This window comes from Nonomuraea diastatica, from assembly GCF_004349015.1.
GTDB classification, from domain to species: Bacteria; Actinomycetota; Actinomycetes; order Streptosporangiales; family Streptosporangiaceae; genus Nonomuraea; species Nonomuraea diastatica.
Genome location: NZ_SMKP01000018.1, coordinates 58367 through 76967, shown reverse-complemented (window position 1 = coordinate 76967; position 18601 = coordinate 58367). Strand labels below are relative to the sequence as shown.

The 18601-nt window shown below is 71.6% G+C and carries 17 protein-coding genes and 2 pseudogenes; 12 read left to right on the top strand and 7 right to left on the bottom strand.

Annotated features, from left to right (window positions below):
- Positions 1 to 19: 19 nt before the first annotated feature.
- Both E1294_RS09080 and E1294_RS09075 read left to right on the top strand, forming a co-directional pair.
- Positions 20 to 721, top strand: a complete 702-nt coding sequence (locus E1294_RS09080; RefSeq protein ID WP_132506737.1) for a helix-turn-helix domain-containing protein — start codon at positions 20 to 22, stop codon at positions 719 to 721.
- Positions 722 to 800: 79 nt separating this feature from the next.
- Positions 801 to 1349 (top strand): dihydrofolate reductase family protein, encoded by a 549-nt coding sequence (locus tag E1294_RS09075; protein ID WP_132506735.1) that lies wholly within the window; start codon positions 801 to 803, stop codon positions 1347 to 1349.
- A 12-nt stretch (positions 1350 to 1361) separates the two neighbouring features.
- Here the strand turns inward: E1294_RS09075 and E1294_RS09070 are convergent, their stop codons facing one another.
- Positions 1362 to 1961, bottom strand: coding sequence for a TetR/AcrR family transcriptional regulator (locus E1294_RS09070; RefSeq protein WP_132506733.1), 600 nt, complete (start codon positions 1959 to 1961; stop codon positions 1362 to 1364).
- 74 nt (positions 1962 to 2035) lie between these two features.
- Between E1294_RS09070 and E1294_RS09065 the strand changes: the two genes are divergently transcribed.
- The gene (locus tag E1294_RS09065; protein WP_132506731.1) at positions 2036 to 2845 is read left to right on the top strand and encodes a class I SAM-dependent methyltransferase; all 810 of its coding nucleotides are present in this window, start codon (positions 2036 to 2038) and stop codon (positions 2843 to 2845) included.
- 64 nt (positions 2846 to 2909) lie between these two features.
- Here the strand turns inward: E1294_RS09065 and E1294_RS09060 are convergent, their stop codons facing one another.
- Positions 2910 to 3164, bottom strand: a complete 255-nt coding sequence (locus E1294_RS09060) for a hypothetical protein (RefSeq protein ID WP_165977187.1) — start codon at positions 3162 to 3164, stop codon at positions 2910 to 2912.
- Here E1294_RS09060 and E1294_RS57710 point away from each other — a divergent pair.
- Both E1294_RS57710 and E1294_RS09050 read left to right on the top strand, forming a co-directional pair.
- Positions 3148 to 3330: pseudogene (locus tag E1294_RS57710) on the top strand (helix-turn-helix domain-containing protein); the annotation flags it as partial. The gene E1294_RS09060 and the pseudogene E1294_RS57710 sit on opposite strands and share 17 nt — an antisense overlap.
- Positions 3331 to 3515: 185 nt before the next feature.
- Positions 3516 to 4622: a serine hydrolase domain-containing protein gene (locus tag E1294_RS09050; protein WP_281284397.1), complete on the top strand. Its 1107-nt coding sequence runs from the start codon at positions 3516 to 3518 to the stop codon at positions 4620 to 4622.
- Between the two features lie 129 nt (positions 4623 to 4751).
- Here the strand turns inward: E1294_RS09050 and E1294_RS09045 are convergent, their stop codons facing one another.
- Positions 4752 to 5831: an NYN domain-containing protein gene (locus tag E1294_RS09045; protein WP_132506725.1), complete on the bottom strand. Its 1080-nt coding sequence runs from the start codon at positions 5829 to 5831 to the stop codon at positions 4752 to 4754.
- Between the two features lie 165 nt (positions 5832 to 5996).
- Here E1294_RS09045 and E1294_RS09040 point away from each other — a divergent pair, with 165 nt between their 5' ends.
- The gene (locus E1294_RS09040) at positions 5997 to 7235 is read left to right on the top strand and encodes a sensor histidine kinase (RefSeq protein ID WP_132506723.1); all 1239 of its coding nucleotides are present in this window, start codon (positions 5997 to 5999) and stop codon (positions 7233 to 7235) included.
- The gene (locus E1294_RS09035) at positions 7232 to 7891 is read left to right on the top strand and encodes a response regulator (RefSeq protein ID WP_132506721.1); all 660 of its coding nucleotides are present in this window, start codon (positions 7232 to 7234) and stop codon (positions 7889 to 7891) included. Before E1294_RS09040 ends, E1294_RS09035 begins: the two co-directional genes overlap by 4 nt.
- 9 nt (positions 7892 to 7900) lie before the next feature.
- Here the strand turns inward: E1294_RS09035 and E1294_RS57090 are convergent, their stop codons facing one another.
- Together E1294_RS57090 and E1294_RS09030 are read right to left on the bottom strand one after the other, a co-directional pair.
- Positions 7901 to 8035: a hypothetical protein gene (locus E1294_RS57090; RefSeq protein ID WP_281284394.1), complete on the bottom strand. Its 135-nt coding sequence runs from the start codon at positions 8033 to 8035 to the stop codon at positions 7901 to 7903.
- A 63-nt stretch (positions 8036 to 8098) separates the two neighbouring features.
- Positions 8099 to 8776 carry a TetR/AcrR family transcriptional regulator gene (locus tag E1294_RS09030; RefSeq protein ID WP_132506719.1) on the bottom strand — a complete coding sequence of 226 codons (678 nt, stop codon included), beginning with the start codon at positions 8774 to 8776 and terminating at the stop codon, positions 8099 to 8101.
- Positions 8777 to 8865: 89 nt separating this feature from the next.
- On the opposite strand from E1294_RS09030, the gene E1294_RS09025 reads away from it, so the two are divergent.
- The 3 genes from E1294_RS09025 to E1294_RS09015 all read left to right on the top strand — a co-directional run bounded on the left by E1294_RS09025 (position 8866) and on the right by E1294_RS09015 (position 12804).
- Positions 8866 to 9804: an aldo/keto reductase gene (locus E1294_RS09025; RefSeq protein ID WP_132506717.1), complete on the top strand. Its 939-nt coding sequence runs from the start codon at positions 8866 to 8868 to the stop codon at positions 9802 to 9804.
- Positions 9805 to 10081: 277 nt separating this feature from the next.
- Positions 10082 to 12229, top strand: a complete 2148-nt coding sequence (gene helR, locus E1294_RS09020; protein ID WP_132506715.1) for an RNA polymerase recycling motor ATPase HelR — start codon at positions 10082 to 10084, stop codon at positions 12227 to 12229.
- 215 nt (positions 12230 to 12444) lie between these two features.
- Positions 12445 to 12804 (top strand): hypothetical protein, encoded by a 360-nt coding sequence (locus E1294_RS09015; protein WP_220447634.1) that lies wholly within the window; start codon positions 12445 to 12447, stop codon positions 12802 to 12804.
- Between the two features lie 91 nt (positions 12805 to 12895).
- Here E1294_RS09015 and E1294_RS09010 read toward each other — a convergent pair whose 3' ends face one another.
- The gene (locus E1294_RS09010) at positions 12896 to 13696 is read right to left on the bottom strand and encodes a class I SAM-dependent methyltransferase (protein WP_220447633.1); all 801 of its coding nucleotides are present in this window, start codon (positions 13694 to 13696) and stop codon (positions 12896 to 12898) included.
- A gap of 309 nt (positions 13697 to 14005) precedes the next feature.
- Between E1294_RS09010 and E1294_RS09005 the strand changes: the two genes are divergently transcribed.
- Complete coding sequence (locus tag E1294_RS09005) at positions 14006 to 14458, top strand: hypothetical protein (protein ID WP_132506713.1); 453 nt, start codon at positions 14006 to 14008, stop codon at positions 14456 to 14458.
- Between the two features lie 107 nt (positions 14459 to 14565).
- Positions 14566 to 15096: pseudogene (locus E1294_RS09000) on the top strand (NAD-dependent epimerase/dehydratase family protein); the annotation flags it as partial.
- A gap of 63 nt (positions 15097 to 15159) precedes the next feature.
- Here the strand turns inward: E1294_RS09000 and E1294_RS08995 are convergent.
- Positions 15160 to 18309 (bottom strand): AfsR/SARP family transcriptional regulator, encoded by a 3150-nt coding sequence (locus E1294_RS08995; RefSeq protein ID WP_132506711.1) that lies wholly within the window; start codon positions 18307 to 18309, stop codon positions 15160 to 15162.
- Positions 18310 to 18601: the final 292 nt, after the last annotated feature.

The following is an 18601-nucleotide window of genomic DNA, read 5'->3' as shown; positions in this document are numbered from 1 at the left end:
GCGAAGGGGGATGACCTGGATGGGGTTGAACGTCGAGAGTCGACCATCCGATTCGCCGTACATCGAGCGGGTGTGGCGCAGCAGCAGCCACGACATCGCCCAGATGACGTCGATCGCGACCGCGCACTGCGAGCTGGTGGTCTGGGCTCATCGCGGTCAGGTCAGCGTGGCCGTCCGGGGGCCCGAGACGGCGGCGAGCCCCGCCCCCGTGCCCGAGTACGCGACGTTCTTCGGGATCACGTTCTCGCTCAGCGTGTCCATGCCCCATCTTCCCAGCGGCCGGCTCGTCGACGGCGCCGTGGAGATCCCCGGCGCGACGCGCCGGTCGTTCTGGCTGAAGGGCTCCACCTGGCACCTTCCCGGCTACGACAACGCCGAGGCGTTCGTCCGGCGGATGGTGCGCGAGGGGGTGGTGGACTGCGACCCCATCGTCGCCACGGTGCTCCGCGGGGCCGCGCCGGACGTGTCTGAACGCACCGTCCAGCGGCGTTTCATGGCGGCGACCGGTCTCACCCGCGGCGCCGCCCAGCGGATCTCCCGTGCCAGGCAGGCGGCGATCCTAATCCAGGAGGGCACGCCGGTCAGCGACGTGATCCACCGGCTCGGCTATTTCGACCAGCCGCACCTGGCGCGGTCGCTGACCCGCTATGTCGGGCGGACCGCCACGCAGTTGAGCGTTCGGCATCCGGATGAGCCGCTGTCGCTTCTGTACAAGACGTGAGCGTCCCTCCCCGCATAACCTTCACATCGGTGCACGCGCGCCACCCAATGAGCAACTCCGACGACTAGGGAACCGAACGATGGCTAAGATCATTTCGAGCTTCTTCATCTCCGTGGACGGCGTGGTCGAGTCGCCGGACCAGTGGCACTTCCCCTACTGGAACGACGAGATGGGCGCCGTGGTCCAGGCGGGCATGCAGAGCGCGGCGGCGACGCTGATGGGCCGCAAACTGTACGACGAGTGGTCCGCGTACTGGACGTCGACCGATGCCGACCAGGACGTGGCCGAGTCGCTCAACAACGCCCGCAAGTACGTCGTGTCCAGCACCCTGGAGAAGGTCGACTGGAACAACACCACCATCGTCTCCGGTGACGTCGCGGCCAGGCTGCGCGAGATCAAAGAGGAGATCAGCGGCGGCGACATCCAGATGTCCGGCTCCGCGACGACCGTGCGGTGGCTGCTGGCCAACGGGCTGCTCGACGAGCTCAACCTGCTCGTCCACCCGATCGCCGTGGGTCACGGCCAGCGGTTGTTCGAGGACACCCCCACCCACCCGCTGAAGCTGGTCAAGTCGGAGACCTTCCAGACCGGCGTGCTCAACCTGACGTACGTTCCCGACGCCGGCTGAGCAACCCCCGCTTCACAGCAGCCGTCTCTGCACGACGTCGGCGATGACCGTGGTCACGACCTTCTCGACGGCTCCGGCCTCCGGCGGGGCGCCCTCCCGGCCGGCGTACAGCAGGTGCGCGGACCCGATGAGCGTGAGCGCGAGCGTGTCGACGTCGGCGTCCACCGCGATGCGGCCCATCTCGCGCTCGACGGCGAGGTAGGAGGCGATCATGGTGGTGGCCTCGGCCAGGAGCGGGACCCCGGCCGGGCGGGTCCGGCGCAGCCGGGCCCGCAGCTCGTCCCTGAAGGTGATGAGGCCGACGATCGCCACGGCGACCGACTCGAACACGCCGGTTAGCGCTCCGGTGAGGTTGCCGGCGACGGTGCCGGTGCCGGCGGAGTCGCGCAGGGCGACCGCCTGAGCCTCGATGCGGCCGATGCGGTCGAGGACGAGCTCGGCGAGGAAGGCGTCGAAGTCGGCGAAGTGCCGGTGCAGCACGCCCTTGGCGCAGCCGGCCTCGGTGGTGACCGCCCGGCTGGTCAGCCCGCTCGGCCCGGCTCGGAGCAGGATGCGCTCCGCGGCGTTGAACAGCTGCTCGCGCACGTCGCGCATGGCCACCCCTGTCGGCACCGCGCGTCCTTCCCTTCGACCTCGCCGGGCCCACGCGACTGGACGAGTGGGCGCATGCCCACTATGGTGGGCGCATGCCCACTATACCGCCGGGCGGGAACCAGCCCTATCGTCTCCGCCAGGTGGCGGAGTCGTTCGGCACGGACGCCGAACGCTACGACCGCACCCGCCCCCGCTACCCCGACGCCCTGGTGGAGCGGATCGTCGCCGCCGGCCCCGGGCCCGACCTTCTCGACGTCGGCACCGGCACCGGCATCGCCGCCCGCCAGTTCCAGGCCGCCGGCTGCAAGGTGCTCGGCGTCGAACCCGACGAACGCATGGCCGGCCTCGCCCGGCACACCGGGGTCGAATGCGAGGTGTCGACGTTCGAAACCTGGGACGCCGCGGGCCGGACCTTCGACACGGTCACCGCCGGGCAGACCTGGCACTGGGTGGACCCGGTCGCCGGCGCGGCCAAGGCGGCGGAGGTGCTGCGGCCCGGGGGACGGCTGGCACTGTTCTGGAACGTCTTCCAGCTCCCGCCCGGTCTGAACGAGGCCTTCGCCACGGCCTATCGCGAGGTGCTACCCGAAATGCCGGTGAACGACCCCGTGATGCCGGCCATGGAGGCGTACTCGGTGATGTTCACCCAGGCGACGGACGGGATGCGCGAGGCCGGCGCCTTCAGCGATCCGGAGCAGTGGCACTTCGGCTGGGAACACTCCTACACCCGGGACGAGTGGCTGGACCAGGTGCCCACGCACGGAGGCAGCACCCGGCTCCCGCCCGCCAAGCTGGACGAGTTGCTGTCGGCCATCGGCGCCGCGATCGACGCGAGGGGCGGCGCCTTCACGATGGGCTACACCGCCGTGGTGGTCACCGCGACACGGACCGCCACCGCCTGACGGTTCGCGAAGGTGCTGCACGACGCATAACCTGTCGTCGCGCCATAGGAAGCCGGGCCAGGCCTCAGCGGGGGTCCGCGCCACCCGCCTGCGGGATCGCGACGACGCCGAGGGTGATCTGCCGCCGCCCCGGCCCGGGGGTGGCATGCGCGAGGGGGTCGATCAGGTCGCGCAGGCGTGCGCGGAGCCGGGCCAGCTCTTCGTCGTCCACCCACACGTGAACGGACGTGTAGGTCAGCCCCTGGGCGACCGGATCGTCGGGGTCGCCCTCCAGGTAGGCGTGCGCCTGCGCCATCAGGCCCGTGACGAAGGCGGTCACCGCCCGCTCGTGGTCGCCGGCCGACAGCCTGCACCCGGTCCGGATCCGGCTGGCGCAGATCCTGGCCCTCGGCCCACGCACCGGGACACAACTGCGCCAGGCGTTGCCGCACGTCCCGTACAGCAGCCTCTACCGGCACATCCGATGGCTCGTGGACGCGGGCGTCATCCACGTCGTCGGGGAGCGCAAGGTGCGCGGAGCGGTGGAGCACACCTACGAGCTGGACGAGCGCGCCGTCCAGGGCGCGGTGCCCGGTCCGGCGGATCGGATCCGTCACCAAGACATGGACGGCCACCCTCGTCATGCAGCTCGTGGACGAGGGACGGCTGGACCTCGACCGGCCGATCCGCGATCACCTCCCGGAGTTCACGCTCGCCAACGGGGACGCCGGCCGCCGTCACCCCTCGCCACCTGCTGACGCACACCGCGGGATTCCCGGGGGAGGACCTCGCCGACTACGGCAGGAACGAGGACGCCGTGGCCGCCCTCGTCGCCAACCTGTCGGGAGCGCCCAAGGTGACCGAGCCCGGCGCGTTGTTCTCGTACAACAACGCCGGTTTCGTCGTCCTCGGGCGCCTGGTCGAGGTGCTGCGGGGCGGCGCCTGGGGCGAGGTGACCCAACGACGGCTCGCCGGGCCGTTGCGGCTGGAAACCGTCGTCACCCTGCCAGAGCAGGCGCTCATGCACCGCGCCGCGGTCGGCCACGTCGAGACGGCGGGGACGACGAACCCGGCTCCCGTCTGGTCACTCCCGCGCGCGCTCGATCCGGCCGGCGGGCTGGCCATGAGCGCCGCGGACCTGCTGGAGTTCGCGCGGATGCACCTGGACCACGGGCTCGCCCGCGACGACGCGCGCCTGCTCTCGCGCGCCGCCGTAGAGGCCATGAGCACGCCGCAGGTGACGCCGCCGCCGCTGTCCGCCTTCCCCCGCTCGTACGGACTGGGCATGGAGGTGCACGACTGGGACGGTGGCACGGTGACCGGGCACTCCGGGGCGACGATCGGGCAGAAAGCCTACCTGCGCATGGTCCCCGGAGCAGGCGTCGCCGTGGCCCTGCTCACCAACGGCGGCGCCTCTGACGCGCTCCACGCCGACCTCGTCCATCCGCTGCTGAACGGGCTGGCCGGCGTGCGCGCCCCCGCGCCGGCGACCCCTCCGGAGGCCGGCACGCCCATCGACCCCCGCCGGTACGTCGGCGACTTCGACATGGGGCTGGCCACCATCAGGATCGACCATGACGGGCGGAACGTGTTGACGATGACCACCGTTCCGCGCTTCAGCTACGTCGAATCCCTGGTCACGAACCCGGTCGCGACGCTGGCCGCGCTCGACGACCACCGCTTCGTCGAGGTCGGGCAGGACCACGGGGAGCGCCGGGAGGTCGTCTTCCTCGACCCCGGAGCCGACGGGCGCTTCCGGATCCTGCACAACAGCCGGGCGATGGTGCGCATCGGCTGACGTCGCCACGCCGGTGAACCCGCTCCACATGGCCCGCCGACGGTTGTGGCCTCCAGGCGCTCTGCGCCCAGAGGTCCACCACGAACACCTGCGGAGTCGCCATCCAGGCGGCGGCCGCGGTCATCCGGGTCACGCGGGGACCTCCCGCCGCGCTTCCGGCCGGCGGTGGCGGCAGGGCCGCCGCCGGCGCAGGCCATAGGCGCACGCCGCGATGCCGAGGGCGGCGCCCCAGACGATCCACAACACGCCGGGCGCGTTCATGCCCCACGTCCGGCCGGCGCCTGCCTCGACGCCCATGCGGAGGTTCATCAGGCCGGCCGGTATCGCGGCGATCGCCACGATGGACGCCGGGATGACGGCGAGCGCCGGCGGCACGCGCCGCCCCGCCCTGAACCAGATCCAGCGCGGGTAGATCTCGCCCCACCGGCGGATGAGGCCCTGGGTGAGGATGGCTCCGCCGATCGAGGCGAGGGCGCAGCCGAGCCCCACCTCCGCCATGCCGGGCGTCTCGCGCATCATGCGGAGGAAGTCGTCGGAGATACCGAGCGGGATGCCGAAATACCAGGCAATTCTGGTCACCTCGTACGGCACGGGCGCGGCGCACGCCACGTACACCGCCCACCGGCCCCAGCGGCGCGTGGCCTCCGGTGTCGCCCAGCGCGCGATCGCCTGGCCGCCCCGGCCGCAGTGCGCGCAGGCCTGCCTGGTGCGCCGCTGGTAGGCGAGGGTGGCCAGGGCCCAGAGCACCCCGCCGGCGAACATGATGATCAGGTTGACCCGGTGCCAGTAGAGGATGTCCCCGATGCCCTCCTGAGGGCCGGGAACGCCGGTGAAGGCGAACACCAGCAGGAACGGAGCGAAGGCGACCAGCGCGAGCAGGGTGTAGTCCTGGATCACCAGGGCAAGCGTGCCGGCCAGGGCCCACCCGAAGGCGAGCAGCGCCATGCGGGCACCGCTTCGTCCCCATGGGCGGGCCATCGCCAGCGCGGCCACCACGCCGATCAGCCCGATGACGGCCATGGCCGGCGCGACCGACCCCGCGGAGCTGCCTTCAAGGACCGAGCCCGACGCACGGTCGTCGTCGACGGGCGCGAACGGGAAACCGCCGCCGCCCCATGCCCAGAAGAGCCCCAGCGCCCCGTAGAGCGCCGACCACCCGGCCGCCGCGTAAGCCGACCAGGCCGGCCAGCTCGCCAGCCAGCGAAACATGCCTCACCACATCCTCTGTCATGAACCGATCACGTCCCGGGTTCAGCATCGAGGAGGCAGGGCGAGCGGCCCATGGCCCGAACGGCACGGCCGCACGCTGATCCGGGCACGGAATGTGCCGTTCGGCACAGGTGGGGTGCGGCAGCGGATGTCTAAGCTCGACATGTGCGCGCGGGAAGCGGAGGAGCCCTGTGGTGGCGCCGGCGGGCCGGTGCGGTCGCGGTCGTCGTCGTGCCGGCGGCCGGGACGGCCGCTGTGCTCGCGGGCGGCCCGCCGGTCATGCTGTCGATGGCGTTGACGATGGCCGCCGCGCTCGGCGTGCTCCTCGTCCGGCCGTACGACGGCCGCCGCGTCGCGGCGACCACGTGCGCGGCGGGCGTCGTGTCGCTGGCCGCGACCGCCGGCGTGCTGCTGCTCGGCGAGGAGCAGCGGCAGGAGGGCGCTTCGAGTGGCTGGCTGCTCGGCGAGTCCGCCGGCCTGCTGATCCTGATCATGGTGACCGTCCGCGTCGCGCCCGCCCGGAACGCGCTGGTCTCCGCGGTGCTGGCGGGCTGCGCCATGCCGGTCCTCCTGCTGCGCTTCGGCACAGGAACGCCGACTCTGGCGGCACTGGCCGGCTTCGCCGTCTGGGTGTTGTCCGCGGTGCTCGCGGCCATGGTCGGGCTCTATCTGCGGTCGCTGGACGACTACCGGGCCCGTTCGGTGCGTGCGGCCCGCCAGGCGCAGCGCGCACAGTTGGCCCGCGACCTGCACGACTTCGTCGCCCACGACGTCAGCGAGATGCTCGCCCAAGCCCAGGCCGGCCAGATCCTCGCCGAGCGGGACCCGCGGGAGTCGGCGGCGGCGTTCCGGCGCATCGAGCACGCCGCGCTGCAGGCGCTGGCCTCGATGGACCGGACCGTACGGATGCTGCACGAGGACGATCTCGCCGCCGAGCAGCCGGCTCACCGCACACCGCTGCCCGGCCTGGCCGACCTCCGGGAGCTGGCCGGCAGGTTCTCGTCCTCGGGCACCGCGACGGTCCACCTCGACATCGACGCGTCACTCGAAGAACCAGGAGACGGCGTACCGCGCGAGGTGGCCGCCACGGCGTACCGCGTCGTCGTCGAGTCGCTGACCAACGTGCGCCGCCACGCGGCGGCGGCGAGCCGGGTGGAGGTGAGCGTCCGCGGCGCCCCGGCCGCTGACGCTCTCGAGGTCACCGTGACCGATGACGCCGTGGCCGGGCACCCGCCCCGTGGCGTGGCCCGTGGCGGCGGTCTCGGCCTGGCCGGGCTGACCGAACGCGTCGAAGCCCTCGGCGGCACGCTGACCGCGGGCCCGCACGCTCCCGGCGGATGGCGCGTCGCCGCCACCGTTCCGCTGGCTCCCGCGCCCGTACGCATCCGGCAGGTCCGCGCATGACCCTCGGTCCGACGCGCATCCTGATCGCCGACGATCAGGAGAACATCCGCCATGCCTTCCGGATCATTCTGGACAGCCAGCCCGACATGACCGTCGTCGCCGAGGCCGCCTGCGGCGCCACCGCCGTCGAACAGGCCCGTCACCTGCGCCCGGACGTGGTGCTGGCCGACATCCGCATGCCCGGCGTCGACGGGCTCGAGGTCACCCGCCTGCTCGCCGGGCCGGACGTGGCCGATCCCATCCGCGTCGTGGTCGTCACCACCTTCGACCTCGACGAGTACGTCCACACCGCGCTGCGCAACGGCGCCTGCGGCTTCCTGCTGAAACGCTCCGGCCCGGCCCTGCTGGCCGAGGCCGTCCGCGCCGCCATGTCCGGCGAGACCCTCATCAGCCCGCAGATCACCGTACGGCTCCTGCGGCACCTCATGACGCCCCCTCCCAGGGCGGCGCGCGGCGAACCGGCCCTCACCGATCGCGAACTCCAGATCGCCCGGCTTGTCTCCCGCGGTCACACCAACGCCGAGATCGCCGCCGTCCTGTTCATCTCGCCCGGCACGGTCAAGAACCACATCGCCGGCATCCAACGCAAGCTCGGTACCCGCAACCGCGTGGGCATCGCCGTCTGGGCGTGGGAGAGTGGCGCTGTCACGCCGTAGCAGCCGGGGTCACGGCCTCGATGTGGACGAGCACGACTGTTCGGGGAACAGCGGCGGCACCGCGACGCCCGCGGCGGCCAGCGCCGAACCGGTCAGCTCGGCGCCGCCGGACAGCCAGGCGGGCGCGGCCCCGCGTGAGGTCACGGGCACGAGCGGGCGGACGCGGTAGACGGTGTCCTGGTCGAGCCCGGGAGTGACCGGCGGCGACTAGGGAGAGGGCCGGTTCCCGCCCCCGCCCGCCGCGTCCCCGCCACGACGGGGCGGGGTGCGTGCTCCTGGGGGGCGGAGCGCGTCCATGACCAGGCCGAGCAGCCGGCCGGTCTGCTCCCACCTGTCGCTCGCGGCCGTGGACAGGAACACCCCGAGGAGCATCGCGGTGACGTCCTCGGGATCGACGTCCGCGCGGAGCGTGCCGGCCTGTGCGCCGCTCGCGAGGATCATCCCGAGCGCGGTGGTGATGCGCTCCCTGGTGGTCGGTGTCGCGATCCGTCCGGAGGCCCAGCCGGCGCGGAGCGTGTCGACCATCCCGCGCTTCGTCGCGACGAACGCCGCGTAACGGTCCATCCATTCGCGCAGCGCGACCTCGGGGGGGAACGCGTCGAGCAGGGTCGAGGCGCTCGCGGTGACGTCGTCGAGCTCGGCGGCGTAGACGGCCTCGACGAGCGCCTCGCGGGTGGGGAAGTGGCGATAGAGCGTGCCGATTCCGACGCCGGCGTCCCGGGCGATGCTTTCGAGCGAGACGGTGCCCTCGGCAGCCGCGAAGGTGGCCCGCGCGACGGCGATGAGGGTCTCGCGGTTGCGCCGGGCATGGGCGCGGACAGGACGGTCGCCACGATCGGCCTGGCCTGTACGGGCAGCGGCGGGCGTCGCTTCCGGGGAACTCAAAACGGAGGCACCTCCGATAGTGCTACGGTCGGTCTCAGCGGAGGGCCCTCCGCTTTCTCTGCCCTCGCTTCTAGGACGGAACCCCCATCATGCCAACCGGCACTTCATCCTTCGACGTCACGGCCACCGGCGTTCCGCGCCCCGGCGGCTCCGGCCGGCTCGCCGGCCACACCGTCTCCCGCATCGGATACGGCGCGATGCAGCTCGAGCGCCTGCACGGCGACAGGAGCGCAGCCGTCGCGCTGCTCCGCCGCGCCGTCGAACTCGGCATCGACCACATCGACACCGCCCAGTTCTACGGCAACGGCTTCGTCAACGACGTCATCCGCGAGGCCATCCGCCCCGAGGACGGCGTCGTCGTCGTGACCAAGATCGGCGCCGACCCCGACCCCGGGGGCCCCCTCCCGCTCCGCACCGCGCAACGTCCCGAGGAGCTCCGGGCGAGCGTCGAGGACAACCTCAGGAGCCTCGGCCTCGACCGGCTGCCGGTCGTGAACCTCCGGCGGCTCGACGCCGGCCCCGGCATCCGGGCCGTCGGCGACCAGGTGGTCGACCTCGACGACCAGCTCGCGGTGATGACGGCGATGCGCGACGAAGGCAAGATCGGCGCGATCGGCCTGGGCAGCGTGACCCTCGACGGGCTGCGGGGGGCGCTCCCGGCGGGCATCGCCTGCGTGCAGAACGCGTACAGCCTCGTGACGCGCGCCGACGAGGACCTGGTCCGGCTCTGCGCCGAGGAAGGGGTCGCCTGGGTGCCGTTCTTCCCGCTCGGCAGCGCGTTCCCGCAGATCCCGAAGGTCACCGACGAGCCGGCGGTCCGCGACGCGGCCGCGTCCATCGGCTGCACCCCGTCACAGGCCGGCCTCGCCTGGCTGCTCCGGCACGCCCCGAACGTGCTGCTCATACCCGGCACCGCGAACCCCGGCCACCTTGAGGCGAACGTCGCCGCCGGCGCCATCGCGTTCGACGACGCGACGCTCGCCGCGCTCGACTCCGTGCCGTCGCGCTCTGCCGACATACGGCTCTGAAGGACGCCGGAAGCCGTTCTCCGGTCTTGGGCATCAGGAACGAGGGTGACGGGCTTGGCGAAGAGGTCGTCCGTCCGCAGCGGACCAGAGTGGAAAGGGGACTCCCACTCCTTTCCACTCTCAACCTATAGCGCACAGGGGGGCTTGCGGCAAGACCCGGGTCGTGCCGCACAATCGTCGACCAGGGCCAGAACGACCTGCGTGAACGGGGATACGAAGTGCGGGTGTCGTTGTCGTACGGGTCGCGCGGGCGCGCCCTCAGATCGGAGCTGATGACGTGAACCCGCTGACCACCAGCGCGTTCGGCCTCCCCGGCCACCTCGCCCCCAAGGCCGACCCGGCGCTGATCGCCGGCGATGAGCAGCATTTCGCGGCCATCGCGGAGAGCCTCGAGCAGTCGATCGCCGAGCTGTCGGACCGCCTCGAAGCCGAGCGCAGGGCGCCCGGCGGCAAAGGGCGGCAGGCGCTGGACCGGGACCTGGAGATCCACCGGCTGACCGCTCGCCTGCGCGCCCTGCGCCGCTTCGGTCTGGACCTGTGCCTCGGGCACATGGTCGGCGCAGACGACGCCGAGCCCGTGTACGTCGGACGCCTCGGCCTTACGGACAGCACCGGTCGCCGGCTGCTGCTCGACTGGCGCTCCCCCGCGGCCGAGCCGTTCTTCGGCGCCACCCACGCCAACCCGATGGGCCTGGCCAGCCGTCGAAGGTATCGCTGGACCCGCGGCCGGATCAGCGACTACTGGGACGAGGTGTTCGCTCCGGACCAGATCGAAGGGCACGCCGCGCTCGACGACCAGTCCGCCTTCATCGCCAGCCTGGGCAGCAGCCGGTCGCCCCGGATGCGCGACGTGCTCGGCACCATCCAGGCCGACCAGGACGCCATCATCCGCGCCGGATCCCGGGGCGCTCTCGTCGTCGACGGCGGTCCCGGTACGGGCAAGACCGTCGTCGCTCTGCACCGCTCCGCCTACCTCCTCTACTCCGACCCGCGCCTCGGTCACCGCCGGGGCGGCGTGCTGTTCGTCGGCCCCCACCAGCCCTACCTGGCCTACGTCTCCGACGTACTCCCCAGCCTCGGAGAGGAGGGCGTGCAGACCTGCACCCTGCGGGACCTCGTCACCGAGGGGGCTGCCGCGGCGATCGAGACCGACCCGGACGTGGCCCGCCTGAAGTCGTCCGCGGACCTGGTCAAGGCGGTCGAGCCGGCCGTCAGGTTCTACGAGAACCCGCCCACCGAGGGGATGGCGGTCACGACCCACTGGTCCGACATCTGGTCGAGCGCCGGCGATTGGGCCGAGGCGTTCGAAGCTCCAGAACCCGGCACGCCGCACAACGAGGCGCGTGACCAGATCTGGAAGGAACTGCTCACGATCCTGGCCGGCAAGCACGACGGCGACGTCTCTCCCGACCTGCTCCGCAGGTCGCTGCTGCAGAACAGGGAGCTGCTCACGACCTTCAACCGCGCGTGGCCGCTGATCGAGGCGGCCGACCTGGTCGGAGACCTGTGGTCGGTACCGGCCTACCTGCGGAAGTGCGCCCCCTGGCTCAGCCGCGAAGACGTCCGGCTGCTTCAGCGCGAGAACGCCCAGGCATGGACGGTGTCCGACCTGCCGCTCCTCGACGCGGCACGGCAACGGCTCGGCGACCCGGAGGCGTCACGACGCAGGCGCCGCCAAGAGGCGTCCGTCGCCGCCGAACGCGAGCGCATGGCCGGCGTCGTCGACAACCTGCTCGAGGCCGACGACGACGGCGAAGGCCTCGTGACGATGCTGCACGGACAGGACCTACGGGACGCCCTGGTCGACGAGACCGCACTGCTCAGCACCGAACCCGACCTGCTCGCCGGCCCGTTCGCCCACATCGTCGTGGACGAGGCCCAGGAACTGACCGACGCGGAATGGCAGATGTTGCTGCTCCGGTGCCCGTCCAGGAGCTTCACCATCGTCGGGGACCGCGCCCAGGCCAGGCGCGGGTTCACGGAGTCGTGGCAGGAACGGCTCGAACGGATCGGGCTCGACCGGATCAACCTGGCCTCCCTGAGCATCAACTACCGGACGCCGGAAGAGATCATGGCGGAAGCCGAGCCGGTCATCCGAGCCGTGCTCCCGGACGCCAACGTGCCGGCCTCCATCCGCAGCAGCGGCGTCCCCGTCGTCCACGGATCCACCTCGGATCTGAGCTCGATCCTCGACAGCTGGCTCGCCGCCCATGCCGACGGGTCCGCCTGCGTCATCGGCGACCCCGCATTCCCGGCGGCGCCCCGCGTCCAGTCGCTGACCCCGGAGCTGGCCAAAGGGCTCGAGTTCGACCTCGTCGTGCTCGTCGACCCGGAGGCGTTCGGCACGGGCGTCGAAGGAGCGGTCGACCGCTATGTCGCCATGACCCGAGCGACCCAGCAACTCGTCATCCTCACGAGCTCCTGACATCGGGGCGAGGCGCGTGCCGCTGCCCTAGATCGAAGCCGACGTGTGCACCGCGGGAGATGAGTTCGGTCAGGCGGATCCGTCCCGACGTAGCGAAGAACTCCACCGTCCGCCCGGCCGCCGGCAACTCGGGCGGGCCGTCCCAGGCCCCGATCATCTCGGGTCTGAGGCCGCAGCGTAACAATCTTCGTGAAAACCGCGAGTACTCTGGTCCTGTGTGCACGTACGCGGAGGTCACCTACAAGGTCCACTACGTGTGCGTCTCCTGCCGGCAGAGCCGCAAGCTGGCCTGGGACGGCGGGGAGCACCTGTGCACGCGCTGCCGCCGGCCGATGGTGTTCGCCGGCCATGACTTCGCGGCCCCGCGCAAGGCGAAGGACCGCGAATGGGCGGCTGTCGCGGCCGTGCTGGGAGCGGGGCTCCGGTACGAAGGCTTCGAGACGTGCGGTTGCGGGAGAGAGCCGAAATACCGCCCGCACACGAGCGCGCAGGTGCGGGCACGGCGCAGGATCGCAGCCCGCAAGGGACTGGCCGACGCCCAGGCACTGGCGCTACGCGACCTCGGCGACGCGTGAGCCCACGGCTTCCGAGCCACGTCGCCGGCTCATGGCCGGCTGCCGGATGACTCCCCCGGTCCGGCGCCGTTCGCCGTCCCTCGTGGCGGCGCTAGAGCTCCCGGCGCCGACGCGCGACATGGACGGTGATGTCGGCTATGAGCTCGACCGTCGCGGGGAGAACCTGCATGACGCGGCTGAACACCTGCTCCTGCTCCACGGTCGGCAGGACGAGATAAGCCGAGACGGTCGAGAGATGACCGATGTAGTCGCGAGCACTCATCGTCAACCGCCGCTCGACCACGGACTGCCGGACATCGGCGAACCACGCGGACCGCCGCAGCTCCGTACCCGGCCACTGCATGTCATGCTCCGGAGGCGTGCCATCCGGAGACGCGACCTCGTCGCTGGCCAGGAACGGCGACCGCGCCACACGAACGGCTTCCTCCACAGCCGGATCAGCCAGTTGCACAGGACCGCCGAACGAGGCGAACACGCCGCCCGGCTGGAGCAGCGCGGCCATGCGGGACCACCGGTGCTCCGGGTTCGTCCAGTGCAACGCCGCCGCCGCATAGACCAGCCCGTACGTCTCGCCCGGTCGCAGGTCCTCGAAGGCGGCTTGCACGGTCCTGACGTTCGCCGGCACGTGCTTGCGCAGCTCGGCGAGCATGGCTCCATCGGGCTCGGTCGCGGTGACGGTGACCCCTCGCTGAGCGAACAGGCGGGTCGCCTTGCCGGTGCCGGCGCCGATCTCAAGGGCGGTCCGAACGGGCTGAGCCGCGTACGCCATCACCAGGTCGAAAAGCTGCCCAGGGTATCCCGGCCGGAACCGTTCGTATGCTTCCGCCATCACCCCGAAGCTCAATGCGCGGTTGGACATGCCGAGCATCCTGACACGAGCCGCGCTGCTCATGCTCGATCTTTTCGCGCGGCCCAGCCACGCCCGGACCAAGGGCGGCTGAAACCCGGACCGACTTCCCTCACCCCCGCGCGCGCTCGGCGAAACCCTGCCCGGCCAGTTCGTTGATCGCCACCCCGAACTTCTCCAGCGCGGCCAGGATGCGGTAGCGCCGCGTGGCGCCTTCGGCCGTACGCAGGGCGTTGATCCATGCGTGGTGCCCGGCGGCGGCATACCGCGGATATACCGCCGTTCCCTAACGTTCGACCGGCCGGAGTCAATCGACCGGCCCCATCAGATCGGGAGAAGGAGAAGATCGCACGTATGCGGAAAATCGTGGGGCGCGTCGCGTCCATAGGCACTGTCGCCCTGGCGGCGTCGGCCGCGCTCGTCATGTCCGCTTCGAGTGCCCAGGCGGCGGGTTACTGGTCGGCGAGCGCGCCGAAGCACGCCACAGGCGTCGGCAATTTGACGACGAAGAAGGTCACCGTCGCCAAGAAGACCTACACGCTGCAGCTTCGTTCGGGAAAGTGGGGCGCGAACACCTACATCTGGGCTCGTGTCCCGAAGAATTCCGGAGCGAACGGCAACAGTCTCTGGCTGTCGGTCTACAACCCTTCGAAGGGGAAGTGGGAGTCGTCGCCGCTGTTGTCGATCAAGAACACGACCTACAGCCAGGGCCACCGGGCCAAGGCCAACTGGCTGTACAAGGCCTGCACGAAGCAGCCCGGCCTCGGTGGCAGCCCGGCCAAGTGCACCAGCTCCTGGAGGGTGTGACGCGCGAGCGGGCCTGAACGGCGCACGGCGGCGAAGGGCTCCGGGCTCCCGGGGCCTTTCGCCTGTCGCTGGCAGGAGTGTCGGATGGCGTCGGCATACTGCCGTTCATGACGATGGAGACGGTTGTTCTGATTGGTGCCGCCGGACGGGTCGGAAGTGTGCTGCGGGAGCCGCTGCGCCGGCGACTACGCCGGCTGGTCTCGGTCGACCGGGCGCCTGTGACCGCCCAAGGGCCCAACGAGGAGATCCACCAGACGTCGTTGACCTGCGTCGAGGACGTGATGTCGGTCATCAGCGGCGCCGACGCGGTCGTGCACCTGGCGGGAGTGCCGGACGAGGCGCCGCTCGCCGACCTTCTCGAAGGCAACGTCCTGGGGTCCCACCACGTTCTCGAGGCGGCGCGGCTGACGGGGATCAAGCGAGTGATACTCGCCGGCAGCAACCGGCTGACCGGCTGCTACCCGGCCGCGCAAACCGTCTCGCCGCACCTGCCACCTCGCCCCGACGGCCTGTACGGCGTCAGCAAGGTCGCCGTGGAGGCTCTGGGGCGGCTGTACGCCGACAAGTTCGGCGTGGAGGTGGTGTGCCTGCGCATCGGGAGTCTCGAACCCGAGCCGAGCGAGCCCCGGCGGCGGCGTCAGCACGGCGATCGCCTGGTGTGCGGGGCTCGCGTTGATCGGCCACCTGTGGGCGCGTGTCGTTCACGACGCGAGGGTGAGCGCGGCCAGCTCGCGCCAGTCGCGCCGCCGGCCGTCACGGGCCGCCTCGGCGAACACGGTCTCGCCGAGGCGGTTCCGCGCCTCCGCGGCGATCCGGGAGACGTCCGGCTGCGAACGATCCGGTGTGCCGCGCACGCGGTCGCTCGCCGCGAGCAGTCGCACGGCCTGTTCGTGCTGGCCCTGGCGCAGCGCGAGATCCGCGATCCCGATCAACATCTCGGCGATCATCGGCGGATAGGTGTGCTCCATGGACTGTGCCGCGCGCAACGCCTCGGCCCGGTACACGCGGGCCTTCTCGAGATCGTCGGTGAGATAGCCGTGCAGGTGCATGGTCATGGCACGGACGAAGTCGACCATTTCCCCGTCGCCCAGCACCCCCTGCACCGTGGCCAGGTGTTCGCGTACCTTGTCCGGCTCGCCGCGCCAGCGCGCCAGCTCCGCCTTCGAGAGCGCCAGCTCGGCAAGCGCGTCCGGCAAGGCGATCCCGCCCGCGCACCGCTGCGCTTCCACCATGGCGGACGTGCTGGACTGCTCATCGCCGAGCAGCCAGTACAGCTGAGCCAGCCGCGCCCGCATGCCGACCACGTCCTCGGTCGCGCCCACCTCGGTCAGCGCCACGACCGCCTCTTCGTAGTGCTCACACGCGCGTGCGAACTCGCCGCGCGTGGCGAGCCGATCGGCCAGGAAGGTCAGCGCCAGCGAGATCCCCATCCGGTCACCCAGCGTGCGGAACTCGGCAAGGGCGATCTCGGCGTCGATGTCCACGTCGGTCTCGTCGCCGCCGAGCCTGAGCCGCAATCGGCCACGAGTGAGCCTGGCCTGCGCGCGCACCCACGGATCGTCACCGGCGATGAGCGGCTCGAACGCGGGCAGGAGCTCCGCCGGGCCCTGCAGCGTCAGCTCCAGCACCCTGGCGAACCCGAGCAGCGGATGGCGCGACCCGCTGCGCTGGGCGAACCGGTGCGCCTCGTGGATCCACTCCCGCGCCTGATACTGATCGCCGCTGACCCCGGAGGTCACGAACACTGACACGATGAGGTACGCCAGCGCCCGCACCCCATCGGAGACCTCACCGGGCAGCGAGGCCGCCGCCACACTCAGCTCGCTGCCCTCGGCCCTGTGCCCGCTGAGGAAGTGGTACCAGCCCGCGGCCCCGGCCAGCCGCATCGCCTCTTCGGCCCATCCCTCGGCGATCGCCCGGCGCAGGGCCGCGCTGAGGTTGTCGTGCTCGGCCTCGAGCATGGACAGCCATTCCAGCTGCTCGGCCCGGCGCAGGTGCGGATCGGCCGTCTCGGCCAGCTCGGTGAAGTAGGCGAGGTGCGCCCGGCGCGCCACCTCGGCCTCCCCGGCCTCGGCGAGCTGAGACGCCGCGTATTCCCTGATGGTGTCGAGCATCCGGTAGCGTGGCGCGCCATCGCCGTCGGCGAGCAGCAGCGACTTCTCGATCAACGCGGTCAGCAGTTCGAGCACCTGCTCCCCGGCGACCGCCTCATCCCGGCACACCCGTTCTGCCGCTTCCAGGCTCGCCCCGCCGGCGAACACCGACAGCCGCCGCAGCACGCCGCGCTCGGCCTCGGTCAGCAGGTCCCAGCTCCAGTCCACGACCGCGCGCAGGGTCCGGTGCCGGGCGAGCGCCGTACGGCTGCCGCCGGTCAGCAGGCGGAAACGATCATCGAGCCGGCGGGCCAGCTGATCGACGGACATCGTACGCAGCCGCGCCGCGGCCAGTTCGATCGCCAGCGGCACCCCGTCGAGCGCCCGGCAGATCCGCGCCATGGCCTCCAAGGTGCGCGCATCGGAGCCGATGTCCTTGCGCACCAGATCAGCGCGGTCCCGCAGCAGCCGCACCGAGGGCGAGGCCCCGACCTCGGACGGGTCGGCTCCCTTCACGGGCAGCGCGAGCGGCTCGACCTGCCACAGCACCTCCCCGGTGATGCCGAGCGGCTCCCTGCTCGTGGCCAGGATCCGCAACCTCCGGCACTCCCCCAGCAGCCGATCCGCGAAGGCCGCAGCCGCCTCGATCACGTGCTCGCAGTTGTCCAGGATCAGCAGGATCGTGCGATCCCGGACCGCGGCGATGAGCCGATCCATCGTTTCCCCGCCCCGAGCGCCACCGAGCAGTGGCTGATCACGCAGGCCGATCGCGGTGAGGGCGGCCTGCGCCAGCTCACCGCCCGCGCGTACGGAGGCCAGTTCGATCAGCCACGCCCCGTCCGGTAGCTCCGAGAGCATCGTCCGCGCGGTCTCCGTGGCCAGCCTGGTCTTGCCGGAGCCGCCCGCTCCCGTCAAGGTGACCAGCCGGTGCCTGACGGCCAGACCCGCGACCGCGGAGAGATCATCGTCCCTGCCGACGAAACTCGCCAGCTCGGCGCGCAGGTTCGTCCTGCGGTGCTCCGCCCGCTCGCCCAGCTCGCCCCGCAACAACGCGGTGTGCAACGCGCTGAGCTCGGCCGACGGATCGGCGCCCAGCTCCTCAGCGAGCCGCTCGCGCGTCCGCTGGTAGAGGGTCAACGCCTCGTTCCCGCGCCCCGCCTCGGCGAGCGCCCGCATCAAGGCCGCCACGAACCCCTCCCGCAGCGGGTGGGCGGCGACCAGCCCGGTCAGCTCGGAGACCAGCTCCGAGCCACGGCCGAGGCGGATGTCGGCATCCACCCGATCCCCGAGCGCGGCGACGTGGAGCTCGTCCAGACGCGCGACGGCGGCGTCGAACGCGTCGCTGCCGTGCAGGGCGATGTCCGCCATGGGCGCGCCGCGCCACAACGCCAGGGCCGAGCGCAGCAGCTCCGCCCGCGCCGCGGGCTCGGCCGCGCGGGCCTGACCCACCAGTTGCTCGAACCGGCACACGTCCACGGCATCGGCAGCCACGGCCAGCCGGTAGCCGCCGGACTCCGCCTCGATCACAGCCTCCGGCAACACCCTGCGCAACCTGGACACCAGCGCCTGCAGGGCATTCACTTCGTCCGCGGGCGGCCGTTGCCCCCAGATCCAGTCCACCAGCCTCGACCGGGTGACGATCCGGCCAGGTTGGAGGGCGAGTGCGGCCAGCAGCGCGCGCAGCCGGGCACCGGGAACCTCCACGACGGCCCCATCGCGGTTCAGCACCGCGAACGGTCCCAGCAATTCGACGCGCACATCAGTCATTCTGCCGAACCGCGACGACCTCCCGAGCCGGTCACTGGGCTGGTCGGTTCGGCCTCGCCGGCCATGGGGCGCACGGTGACGGGCCGGTATCAGAGCGGTCGGCATGACGAGCTCATGGATCAAGTCGAGCACGTCGTCACCCTCCTGGAAGGTCGAGAGAGGCTCAAGCGTCCAGTGCTGGGCCACTTCGGGTAAGCGAGCGTCATCGACGCCGGCAAGCGTGTCGCGGGCGCTCACCGGCTCGGTCGCCAGGTCGCGGCGGCGCGATCGGGGGCTCGGTAGT

Excerpts from the sequence above, each read along its gene's own strand:
- E1294_RS09065 (WP_132506731.1), top strand. The coding sequence starts at position 2,036 with ATGCCCACTATACCGCCGGGCGGGAACCAGCCCTATCGTCTCCGCCAG.
- E1294_RS09005 (WP_132506713.1), top strand. The coding sequence starts at position 14,006 with ATGCGGAAAATCGTGGGGCGCGTCGCGTCCATAGGCACTGTCGCCCTG.
- E1294_RS09035 (WP_132506721.1), top strand. The coding sequence starts at position 7,232 with ATGACCCTCGGTCCGACGCGCATCCTGATCGCCGACGATCAGGAGAAC.
- E1294_RS09080 (WP_132506737.1), top strand. The coding sequence starts at position 20 with ATGGGGTTGAACGTCGAGAGTCGACCATCCGATTCGCCGTACATCGAG.
- E1294_RS09075 (WP_132506735.1), top strand. The coding sequence starts at position 801 with ATGGCTAAGATCATTTCGAGCTTCTTCATCTCCGTGGACGGCGTGGTC.
- E1294_RS09010 (WP_220447633.1), bottom strand. The coding sequence starts at position 13,696 with ATGAGCAGCGCGGCTCGTGTCAGGATGCTCGGCATGTCCAACCGCGCA.
- E1294_RS09045 (WP_132506725.1), bottom strand. The coding sequence starts at position 5,831 with ATGTTTCGCTGGCTGGCGAGCTGGCCGGCCTGGTCGGCTTACGCGGCG.
- E1294_RS09025 (WP_132506717.1), top strand. The coding sequence starts at position 8,866 with ATGCCAACCGGCACTTCATCCTTCGACGTCACGGCCACCGGCGTTCCG.